General features: G+C 62.1%; 4 protein-coding genes. All 4 read right to left on the bottom strand.

The window, feature by feature from the left end; genetic code table 11:
- Positions 1 to 86: 86 nt before the first annotated feature.
- Positions 87 to 1427, bottom strand: coding sequence for an HlyD family type I secretion periplasmic adaptor subunit (locus tag AACZ55_RS12885; RefSeq protein ID WP_339646682.1), 1341 nt, complete (start codon positions 1425 to 1427; stop codon positions 87 to 89).
- A 25-nt stretch (positions 1428 to 1452) separates the two neighbouring features.
- Positions 1453 to 3597, bottom strand: a complete 2145-nt coding sequence (locus AACZ55_RS12880) for a cadherin-like domain-containing protein (RefSeq protein WP_339646679.1) — start codon at positions 3595 to 3597, stop codon at positions 1453 to 1455.
- Positions 3594 to 5330 carry a type I secretion system permease/ATPase gene (locus tag AACZ55_RS12875; RefSeq protein ID WP_339646676.1) on the bottom strand — a complete coding sequence of 579 codons (1737 nt, stop codon included), beginning with the start codon at positions 5328 to 5330 and terminating at the stop codon, positions 3594 to 3596. The genes AACZ55_RS12880 and AACZ55_RS12875 overlap by 4 nt, the downstream gene beginning before the upstream one ends.
- 72 nt (positions 5331 to 5402) lie before the next feature.
- On the bottom strand, positions 5403 to 12065 hold the full coding sequence (locus tag AACZ55_RS12870) for a peroxidase family protein (RefSeq protein ID WP_339646674.1): 6663 nt from the start codon (positions 12063 to 12065) through the stop codon (positions 5403 to 5405).
- Positions 12066 to 12083: the final 18 nt, after the last annotated feature.

Genomic DNA, 12083 nt, shown 5'->3' with positions numbered 1-12083 from the left:
GGATGAAGCTTGCTTCGCCGTTCACCGCCCCTTCGGGCACCGCTTATATAAACCGAGGCTTATAGCCGTCGGATGCCTTTGCACGCCTATTCCTCGCGGAAGGCGCGGGCCGCCTGGTCGAGGAAGGGCTTGACCAGATAGCTCAACGCGGTCATTTCGGCGGTCTGGGCGAACACCTCGACGGGCATTCCGGGGATCAGCGTCACGTTCCCCAGCTTGCCGATATCGTCGGTGATCTCGACTTCGCCCAGATAGAACAACTCGCCCGTCGCGCTGTCGCGCTGCGCGGCAGCCGAAACATGGACGATCTCGCCCTCCAGCTCGGGGGTGGTGCGCTGGTTGAAGGCCGAAAAGCGCAGCTTGACCGGCTGGCCGACCGAGACCTGATCGACATCGACAATGCTCAGCCGCATTTCGATCTTCAGATCGGCATCGTCGGGCACGATCGTAACGAGCGTCTGCGCCGGGGTGATCACCCCGCCAACGGTGGTGACGTTCATCTCGTTGACGATGCCGGCGATGGGTGAGCGGATATCGACCCGGTCCAGCCGGTCCTCGGCCGAAAGCAGGCGCTCGGACAGCTCGGTGATCTGCGCCTGAACGACCCGCAGCTCGCGCTGCGCCTCGTTGCGGGCGGTTTCGTCGGTGGCGATGATCTGCAGCCGCACTTCGCTCATGCGCCCCTCGGCCCGCGCCATATTGGCCAGTGCCTCGCCGCGTTCGCCGGTCAGCCGCGCGATTTCGCGGTTGATGGCATAGACCCGCGCGCCCTCGATCAGCCCGGCGGTGGCCAGTTCTTCGAGCCTGGCATGCTCGGTACTGACCAGTTCGATCTCCTCGTTGAGCGCTCCCAATTGCGACTCGAGCCCCACGATCTCCTGGCTCAACTGGCCAAGTTGAAGCTCGAGCTGCTCTTTCTGGCGCGCCCGCGCCAAAAGATTGCCAACAAACAGTGTGGTTTCCCCGCCGATGATGGCCGAACGCGCCGGACCTTCGGCGGCAAGCACCGTGGAAAAATCGATTTCGGTCAGCCCGTCCCGCTCCGACAGCAGCCGGGCAGCCCGCCCCTGCAGCTCATAGAGCTGGCTGAGCACGATGGACCGCTCGGCGCGCGTCTCCACATCGCTCAGCCGCAACAGCACCTCGCCGGCTTCGACGAAATCGCCCTCCTGCACTGCAATCTCGCCGACGATGCCGCCATCGCGATGCTGCACCTCCTTGACGTGCTGGCCGACCGCAACCGTGCCGGGAGCGATCACAGCCCCGGTCAGCGTGGCCGTGGCGGCCCAGCCGCCGACGACCCCCACCAGCACGAACCCGAAAAACGCGCTGACAGCGATCCGAAGCCCCAGACTGTAGGTGGACTCTTCGGCCCGCTCCCGGCGGCGTCGCCCAGCGCTCAATGGTCCGGCGTCAATACTTGTCATGATCGGTGCTCCCCGAGCCCTTCAATTAGATGATCGCGTGTTCGTAAAGGTAAGGCTGATGCTGGCCGTGGATGGCGACCACAACGTCGTAGTTCTGATTGCCGTCGTAGTCGAATTCCAGCAGCGTCCGCTCCTCATCGCCCTCCAGTTCATAGCGAATCCTCAGCCGCAGACCGCTCTGGTCGTCCTCGGCATCCTCGCCCTGGAAATAATAGCCGAACCGGTTTTCCTCGCCGTCGCGGCCGGTCTTGGAGAACTCGTATTCGGCCACCAGAATGCGATCGCCGACCAGGAAATCGAGGATGTCGTGAATGACCTGCGGCCGGTCTGTCGCGTCAGTAAGAGGAAGACCGAACGAGAAGGTGTCAGCGCCCCCGCCGCCGGTCAGCACGACCGCCTCGTCCCCGACATGGAACATGTCGTCGCCCGCGCCGCCCACCACCTCTTCAAACCCGGTCGCGGTATCATCGCCGATCTCGGCACTCGATACCTGCCCGGTCGCAAGATCGACGGAGACGCCCACCTTGGTGTCGGAAAGGTCGAGCGTGTCCGCCCCGTCCCCGCCGTCAAACGAATCGTCGTCGCCATCGAGCGCGACCACAACCCGGTCGTCGCCTTCACCACCCGTCACAGTGTCGGTGCCGGAGCCGTCATGGATCTCATCATCGCCGCCGCACCCGTCGATCACATCGTCCCCGGCGCCCCCATGCAATGTCTCGTCCCCGCCACTGCCGGCAATGGTATCGTCACCCGAGCCGCCGATAACCGTTTCGATGTTGGTGACGGTATCCTCGCCGATCTCTTCGCCCACGGCGCTCTGCCCGTCCAGATCGACAGCGACAGCCAGCTTTGCGGCAGAAAGATCGAGCGTGTCGGTCCCCGCGCCGCCGTCAAACACATCGGCGGCAGCGTCGGCGGACGCCACAAGGGTATCGTCGCCCGCATCGCCAAACAGCTTGTCGGCGCCCCCGCCGTCACTGAGCATGTCGTCCCCGGCACCGCCGGAGAGAAAATCGTCGCCTGCACCACCAAACAATCGATCGGCACCATCTTCGCCGAGAAGCGTGTCATCGCCGTCTTCGCCGAACAGCTGGTCGTCCCCCTCGCCACCGCTCAGGATATCATTGCCCGATCCGCCGAAAATCCTGTCATTGCCGAGCCCGCCATAGACGAGATCGTGGCCGGCACCGGCAACGATCAGATCGTCCCCGGCCCCGCCGAAAACCACGTCATCTCCGCCGCGCGCATCGATCAGATCGTTACCGCCCCGCGCATCGATTGTGTCGGCAAGGTTCACCCCGACAAGGTGGTCGAGCGCGTCCGTGCCCACCATATCCCCGCCCCGCTCCAGCCGGAAAAAGGCGCTGTGCGTTACTGCTGCGACCCCGTCGCTGACCTGAAACGTGATGACAACGTCCGAAGCGGGCGTCTGCGCATGGCTCGAATAGACCCACCCATCCTCGGTTCTGCCGATAGACCCTGTGGACGCGCGCACATTGCCGACCTCGAGCACGTCACCATCGGCATCGACGACATTGGCCAGCAATTCGTCGAGCCCGATCAGCACGGCGGCGCCGGCCACGATGTTGTTGAGCCGCACGGGCGCGCCGGTTTCAGGCGCCCTGTTGCCTCGGTCCTGTGTGGGCGGCCGTGCCGGGCCCGTCTCATCGGGCGGCGGCTCTTCTCTAGCGACCTGACGGACCGCCACCGGGGCCGGCGGCCCACCAGTCTGCCCGTCGCCGCCCTTCACTGTGGCCGGCCGTGGACCGGAAAAATCGATCACCGATGAATCGGCCAACGCAAAGCGCGGCCCGGGAAAACCGACGACGTTATTGATCTGTTGGGCCGGCTCCATGGGCAGAGGCGGCGCAAGGTGGTGCGCCGGGTCCGCAATACCTGCTTTTTTGCGATAGTCGTCCAGTTTTTCCGGCGCGCTCGACGCCGCGGCCTGGATGACCAGGTCCTGCTCGGGCTCAGGAGTTGGCGTATCGGGTGGCTGTGCCGCCTGGGCCGGTGTCAGCGCAAGCTTGAGATAGGCGACAATACCGGTGATCAGCAACCCGAACAGCATCGGTATGCGGTTCAGCCGCTGTGCATCGGCGAACCCATAGCGATCGCCCGGGTTCGGCCCTTCGCCTTCAACCTGCCGTGTGCCTTTGACCTCAATCATGCCGTCACCTCTCTTGACCGACGCTCGGTCATCGACGTCACGCGATGCGGTGCGAGGATTTCCTCCTTGGGACCGAAAGTGGTCATGCGCCCGTTCTGGATAACCGCCACCAGATCGACCGCCGCCAGCGCACTCGGCCGGTGGGCGACGACGATGGCGATGCCACCACGTGCGCGGATACCCTTGATCGCTTCTGTCAACGCCGCCTCGCCTTCACCGTCCAGGTTCGAGTTCGGCTCGTCCATGATGACCAGGAACGGATCGCCGTAAAGCGCCCGGGCAAGGCCGATGCGCTGGCGCTGGCCGGCAGAGAGAGCGTCTCCATTGGGACCGAGCAGGGTGTCGTACCCGTTATCGAGACGCACAATCATCTCATGAACACCCGCCGCCTTGGCCGCCCGGACAATCCCGGCGCTGTCGGGCTGAGGGTTGAACCTCGAGATATTCTGCTCGATCGTGGCATTGAGAAGCGCCACTTCCTGGGGAAGATAGCCGACATAGCCGCCCAGCTTTTCATCCGGCCATTGGCTCAGATCGGCGTCATCGAGCCGCACCGCGCCGCGCAGGGGCGGCCAGATGCCGGCAAGCGCCCGCACGAGCGTTGTCTTGCCGCCGGCGCTCGGCCCGATAATGCCGAGAGCCTGCCCGGCCTTGAGTTCAAAGGCCACGTCGGTCAGAAGAATCCGGCCCGAACCAGGCGCGGCAACGGTCAGCATCTCGACGCGCAGCGAGGAGGCGGGGGGCGGCAATGTCATCGGCGGCTTTGCCTCTCCGATGGCGATCATGGTGTCGCGCAGCCGCTTGAAGGCATTGCGCGCCGATACGACGTTCTTCCAGTTGCCGATGGCGAGATCGACCGGCGCCAGTGCTCTTGTCGCGGCAACCGACGAGGCGATGATGGCGCCGGCCGAAAGATCGCCCTGAATGGTCAGATAGGCGCCCAGCCCGAGGATGGCCGATTGCAGCAGCATGCGCAGCACACGCGAGATCGCGCCAAGCGTTCCAACCACATCATTGGCTTTGGTCTGAAGCTTGAGGTGTTCGCCATTGGCGGTCCGGAAATTGTCGATGGCCCGCGACGCAAAGCCCATGGCCTTGAGAATCTCGGCGTTGCGCGCGTTGGAATCGGCAATCGCATTGCGCTTGATCATTGCCTGCTGGGTATCATTGGCCAGCCGGCGTGACAGCAGTTCGCCCAGGATGGCAAGAAACACCAGGATCACCGCGCCGCCCAATGTCAGGGCACCCAGCAGCGGATGGAGCAGGTAGACAAAGAGGACATAAATCGGCATCCACGGCATGTCGAACAGCGCCATGGGCCCCTGGCTGCCGAGAAAAGCGCGCAGGTTGTCGACATCGCGGCCGCGCTCGAGCGACTCCGATGTGGAGAAGCCAAATCGTGGCATGTCGATGGCAACCTGATGGGCGAGCGGCGCGAATTTTCGATCGAGCCTCGCCCCCACCCTCACCAGTACCTGCGAGCGCACGATGTCGAACAGCCCCTGGAAAAGGTAAAGGCCGACCGCCAGCGCTGAAAGCGCCAGCAAGGTCGGCACGCTGCCGCTGGTAAGCGCCCGATCATAGATCTGGAGCATGTAGAAGGCGCCGGTGAGCGCCAGTATGTTGATGAGACCCGAGACGGTGAAGAGGTAGGCGGTGATGCCGCGAAATTCTTGTTTCAGTGCATCGTCCACGCGACGCTCTGCTAGTGCCCTGACATTGGATGTACGCATTTTCCGAAATCCTTAGACCCAAAGGGGAAAACAGAGAGATGCGGCAGCCCTTTGTGGGCTGCCGCAATGGATCTAGAGCGAGAAATCGGTGCTCACGAGGTCATGGGTTCCCTTGAGGCTGATCTTGAAGTCCGCCTCGTTTCCGTTACCCAAATTGCCTTCAACCACTGTGTAATCGCCATCGGCACGGGTCTCGTGGCTCACCAGCAGTTGACCGACTCCGGCGCTCTGTCCGCCGTTGACCAGGGTGAAGGACTGATTCCCGGCCGTTCCGGCATCGGCGTCGATCGCACTGAGATCGAGTTTATCGCCCGCTTCGAAACCGACGATCATATCGCCCTGTGCTGCAGCGGCAGAGCCGAAGACGAAGGTGTCTTGACCGGTGCCGCCATCCATGACGTTGACGGCGGTGCTGGCGGCGATGGTGTCGTTGCCAGCGCCAGTGACGACGTTCTCAATGCCCCAAAGCGTGTCCGAGCCGGTCTGCGCACTCATGGCGCTGCCATAGCCACCAAGACCGGTCCCTAGGTTGACCGAGACGTTCGCCAGGATCGAGGACATGTCGAGCGTGTCAATTCCGGAGCCGCCATTGATCTCGTCGCCGAAATAGGAGTCGTCGCCGTCCCCTGCCTCGGCCACGATGCGGTCATCGCCCGCTCCGGCAACAACGGTGTCATCACCGGCCCCACCGTTGACCAAATCGTCCCCGGCATCGCCAAAGAGACGGTCGTCGCCGTCGTCGCCGTACAAGAGGTCAGCATCGTCGCCGCCCAGAATCGTGTCGTTGCCGGCGCCGCCAAAGGCCATGTCTTCTCCGGCCCAACCGGCAATGAAGTCGGCACCATCGCCCCCGAGCAGCACATCGGCTCCGGCAAGCCCGACAATCACATCGTCGCCGCTAAAGCCAATCAGATGATCGGCGAGGGCGGTACCGGTCAGGAGGTCGTTGTCGACCGTGCCGATTTGGATGCTCGCGGGCACCTCGTCTGGCAGGTCCTCGACGGGGTCGTCGACCGCCTCGTCCACAACACCACCGATTTGCGGCGATTGGCCCGCAGCAGGGGTATAGCTGATCGAATGCAAGCCGTTGCTCAAGGTGACGACACCATTTTCGTCTTCCGTCGTCACATAGTCTGCAAGTACGGCACCGTCAGGAAGTTCGATGACATCCTGGTCACGCAGAGCCCCGATGATGGTGTCCTGTCCGCCATTTGACTTGAAGACGATACGGTGCTCCGAACCAAGCGAGGAAATGTCGATAGTGTCATCGCCCGCTGTGCCGTCGATCGTGATGGTGTTCAGGTTCAAGCTGGTTTCGGTAAAGTCACCAAACACCGCGATCGTATCGCCGCTGGCCACACCGCCACCGGACCCGCCCGGCGAGGAGACAGTCAGCGTATTGACCACCAGTTCTTCGATTTCGGTCAACTGGGCGATGATAACCGCCGCCCCGGCTCCGACCCCCCTTGTAATGACGATCTCGGCATTTCCGGTGTAGCCGATATTGGCGATGGCGGCATTCCGGGTGTAAATGTTGAACGTCTCGGTCGCGCCGCCCCCGTTGATCTGGAAGACATCGCCTCCGGCCCCTTCTGTTCCGCCATTGACGACGTCGCTGCCGCTGCCGGCCGACCAGATGATGGTGTCATCCCCGGCACCGCCGTGTATGGCGTCATTGCCGCCGCCACCATCGATGGTGTCGTCGCCGTCAAAGCCGAGCATAATCTGTGCTCCAGCTCCGCTCGAGATTGGATCGTCCGCGTTGTTGGTGCCATTAACGACGGTGAAGAGTTGCCCATCAAAATTCAGGCGTTCAATGTTGGCTAGCGTGTCAACGCCGTCAGTCCCGGCATTATCGGTAACGACAATTTCCCCAGTTCCGTTTAGCGCAATATCGTAATTGCCAAGCGACCCCGAGAAAAAGGCGGTATCGATACCATCGCCGCCGTCGACTGTATCATCGCCTCCGCCGCCAATCAGCGCATCATTTGCTGTCCCGCCGTTCAGAGTGTCGTTGCCGTCGCCACCATTCACAGTATCAGGCCCGGCTTCGCCGTCCATGATGTCGTTCCCGAGGCCACCGAACATCTGATCGCCACCACCCCGACCATCCATTGTGTCGTTGCCGTCGCCACCATCCATTGTGTCGATACCGCCGCCGCCCGTCATTGTGTCGGCACCATCGTCGCCATCCATGGTGTTGGCCCCCCCACCACCAATCAAGGTGTCATCGCCGAGCCCACCGGCGATGACGTCCGCACCGGCTCCACCGTGGATAAAATCATTTCCCCCTTCACCTGAAAGCGTATCCGCACCACCGGCACCGGTTACGTGATCCTCACCGGCCGTACCGCTGAAAATATTGGCGGCGCCATTACCATTGAAGGTCGCCCCAACCACGCTTGTCGGCTCGGAAATAACCGTTTCAAGCGTCCCAAGACCATCGGTGAAGGTTACGACCAAACGCAACTGCATGTTGATCTCACCGGCCGTGGGCGTGAAGGAGTCGGTGGTGGCGCCTCCGATGTCGCTCCATGTCGTCCCGTCGAACGATGACTGCCATTGGAATGAGAAAGCACCCAGCCCATTGAGATCGGCTATTCCAGACGTGTCCGACATGAGATTCTGGGTTTGCGTCGGCGTCGTGTCGCTGATCACCGGAGCACCCGTCGCCGCGACGTCGAGTGAAAAGTCCTGATCGGCGAAGCGCAGGATCTCGACATTTCTGAGCGTATCGGTGCCATCGGACTCCAAATCGTCGGAGACGTCGACGTGCTCAACCGTTATGGATCCGTCGGGATTGAAGGTGATGTCGTAGTTCTCCATCACGTCGCCAAAGACGGCCACGTCAAGGTCATTCGTCCCATCGGCTTGCCTGATGGTCCGGACAATGGAGAGCTGACCAGGGTTGAGTTCGCCCGAGAACATCCGTTGGGCGAGTGTCGTCATGGAGTTGTGCAACTCCAGCGGTTCTCCCGTGTGTCCGGTATCACCGGGCGCAAACACGCCGATCTGCACGTCGAGCCATTTGTCGCCGTCGATGATATCGTCGCCCATCTGGCCGGTCATGATATCACTACCGTCGCCACCGAGAATGATGTCACCAGCGCTGAACTCGGCGACCCCTGCCCCCAGTACGTCCTCAAGTCCCGAAATCAGCTCAAGGGACTCAGCGTCGATCGCACTGCCAAGGTAGCCTTCCGCGCCTCCCAATGGGTTGGTAACGGGATCGAATGGCAGCCTGTCTTCAGCGAGGATATTGGTTCCGGTCAGAACGTCGTCATGCGCCGAGCCTGACAGCCCTTCGACCGACTGATATTCATCAAGCGCCGCATTTCCCGGTATTGTGGGGGCTTCATCGAAGACGATCGGAAGCGAGAGATCGGCATTGACCGCGAAGGTGCTGTCCTTGTAGGTCGCCCAGTCCCAGCCGGACATGCCAGCCATCTTGCCGCGACCCGGGCTGCCGACAAAGATGTCGTCGCCACCTTCGCCGATGAACTCGTCAAACCCGCCATCGCCTAGGAACACATCGTGTCCGTCGATGTCGTCATGCGCGAATATCTCGTCGAAATTGTCGCCAGGGGCGCCATCGAAGGTGCCCGTTTCGATCCAGTCATTGCCCTCATTGCCGAGAATGCGTTCGGCATTCTTGTTGCCATAGATGAAGTCGTTTCCTTCCCCGGCAAACACTTCCGAGCCCTCGTCCGTGCCCAGGAAGATGAAATCCTGGCCGGCCCCGGCAAGCACCAGATCAAGTCCCGGTCCGGCGTGGATAACGTCGTTGCCGGCACCGCCCTTGATGTTGTCGTCACCACCGCTGTCGGTGATGATGTCGTCGCCGTCGCCGCCATCTATGATGTCGTTGCCGAAGCCGCCCTCGAGCCGGTCGTTGCCGCCGTCCCCGTAGAGCGTGTCGTCGCCGATCCCGCCAATGATGATATCGTCTCCACTCGGGTTTGACGCGTTGCCAGGATCGGTGCCGCCGAGAACCACGTGATCACCGCCCGTGTAGCGCAGATAGTTGGTATCAACGCCCGGCGTTGAAGGATCGTCGCGAACGACCAGGGGCGTCAGGATACCGCCGCCCGCCGGATCCGCGCTGGTATCGACAACATCGTCGAGACTCTCGTCGACGCCGACAGTTGCCGGATCGTCGCCCAGCACGCCGTCGTCACCGGGCAGGTACACGCCGGTGTCGAGATTGAACTGCCGGGTCTGATCGACCTCCAGGATAAAGCCCGGAGTTGAAAAGACATCAGAAGGCAGGTGGGCGGCGTCCGTGTTGCGCATGATCATGCCGGCAAAGGAGTTATTCTCCATCTCGCCGAACAGATGCAGGCCGTCGAGGCGCTGCAGGTAATAGAACCGATCGCCGCTCTGCAGGTTTTCCATCTGCACTTCGAACACGAAGTTGAACGTGGCGCCGAGCATACCGCCAAACGGCATGATCTCCTCAGCCAGACCGCCAATCCAGAGGTCGACATTTTCGAGGCCGCCGAGATCATCGGCGTACACACCAAGGCCGTTGAGGAAGTCCAATGCGTCCGCCGGCGGTGCGATCATGCGATCGACAATGCCGTCGCCGTCATCGTCGACCCCCTGTTCAGTGCCAAAGATGATCGCCATGGACGCCGCGCGCTTGCCTTCGACAGTCGCTTCGCCCGTTATCAGATCGTGGGTGCCATATGCCGCAATGAAGTTGATGATCGAGGCTTCATGCTTGAGGTGCCCCGCATAATCGACCCAGCTTTCATACGGCTTGAGACGCACGTCCTGGTTGGTCGCTTCGTAAAAGCTGCGCCGGGCCTCATTGAGTGAGGGGACGCCGGTATCACGGCCCCGGGCGAGGTTGATCGTCGCCAGATCGAGCGGAAGACCCAGAAGGTTGTTGCGCAGTGCGCCGGTCACAAATTCGTCGATCTCGTTGCCGACCTGCCGGGTCATGCCGCGAATGATCGCGCCCGCCGCAACCTCATCGGGTATCGTCGAGCCCGGTCCGGTGAATGCAGTGGGATTGAGGAACCCCTGAATCAGGCTGATATGGTTGGGCACGAATTCGGCGCTGTATTGATCGATCGATTCCGTGAGCATCGAATGGCCGAACCGATAGACCACATGCGCAAACTCGGCCACGATCGAGGGATCGAGGGTGATATCGAACCCGTCGGGCACCAGGAACGCATTGATCGTCGGCTGGACCTTGCGGGCAAACTCCTCGAACACAAGGTGCTGGTACTGCATTTCGGTGCCGAATTTGGCCGCCTGAAACACGCGCTCACCGTTCCATTCGAGCCCGTCCGGCGAGGCCGGAACCGCGCCGACCGGCTCGGTCAGCCACTCGTTGATGAAGTCGAGATCGCCAGTTGCGATCACCATCTCCTTGGTGTGTTCGACCAGCCGGTTGTGCTCGGCGTGAAAGACGTGGTGAACGGCGGTCAGGCCCACATTCTCATTGGCGCGACCGTCACCGGCAATGAAGTGCGCGTCGAGCAGTTCGTCATCGTAAACCCCGTCTTCGGCAATATTGCCGCCAATTTCGGTATCCCCATCCTCAAGCCCGTCAGGCACTGCGGTATGGGCGATATCGGCAAGGAAGGCGTGGTTAGTACGAACGGCACCGACCGCGGTGGGATCCACCGGCGTGCCTATTACGCCTTCCATGACTTCATCGTCATTGGTATTGGGTATGCCGTCCGGTCCGAGCCCAACCACCAGTTGCGGCAGACCGTTGAGGCCAGGAATAAAATTGCCATAAGGATCGGTCCGCAACAGCGGCACGCTGCCCACGTCCAGATCGGTCAACTCGATGCCGAGAATATTGGCCGCCTGCGCCTTGACCTCGCCCCAGGTCGCCATTCCCCCATTGGCTCCCTCGATCAACCTGCCGGTCGCCACCGGGCCATTGGGACCCGCTTCGTACTCGCGCAGGAACACCTGATGGGAGGGGTGGGAGGTATAGGTCTGGTTCTGGTCGACAAACGGAGTTGTGGTGTTGATGGGACCGATATTGTCCGCGGATTCATCGACCGCAGTCAAAGGATCATCGACCATGATGCCGTCTGGGCCGGCGTCACGCGTTGCCCGGGTCAGCACCATGAAGTTCGTGTCGCTGCCCTCGACATAGAGCGGATCATCGGGCTGAAGCGGAATCATGACCGTGCCGCTGCCGCCCTTGTTGACCAGATCGAGCCCGTGATCGAAGAACTGGCCAAACAGCGTGAACCACGAGTTGAACGGCGCCGACAGTCCCTCGTCGGGCGCGACGTTGGGGATATGGAGGTTTGCACCATCAAGCGTAATGCCATTGGCATCGAGCAATTCGTTGAGCCCGCCTGGAACGCTGGCTGCCGCGTCAAGCGCCGCTTGTGCGTTGGCCAGTTCCAGGGCCGCATCGTCGGCAGCCTGCTGCAGCAGGAGGTTGCCGGGACTGGCCGCCGCCGCGGCGGCAGCTGAAGCCTCGACCCGCGCTGCCTCCGCAACATCGATGAACAACGGTCGCAACGGCGCATATGCCGTCGAAATCTGGCCGGTGATGACAAGCCCGGGGTCGTCAACGCCAGCGGCCTCCAGTGCCGTCAGAATGGCAGCCGGGTTGCCGAGCGTCTGGTCGACGATCAGGTTGGAGATGATGCGAAGCGAGGGATCGATGACATCGCCCGGCGTGGCATTCGGCCCCGGCCCGTCGGCATCGACCCCCGGCGTATAGGTCATCTCGAAGGGAACGGCGGGCATTGGCCCGTCGCCATCGAA

The sequence above is a fragment of the uncultured Pelagibacterium sp. genome (genome assembly GCF_963972885.1).
Classification (GTDB): Bacteria; Pseudomonadota; Alphaproteobacteria; order Rhizobiales; family Devosiaceae; genus Pelagibacterium; species Pelagibacterium nitratireducens.
This window is presented reverse-complemented; position numbering and strand designations above follow the sequence as displayed.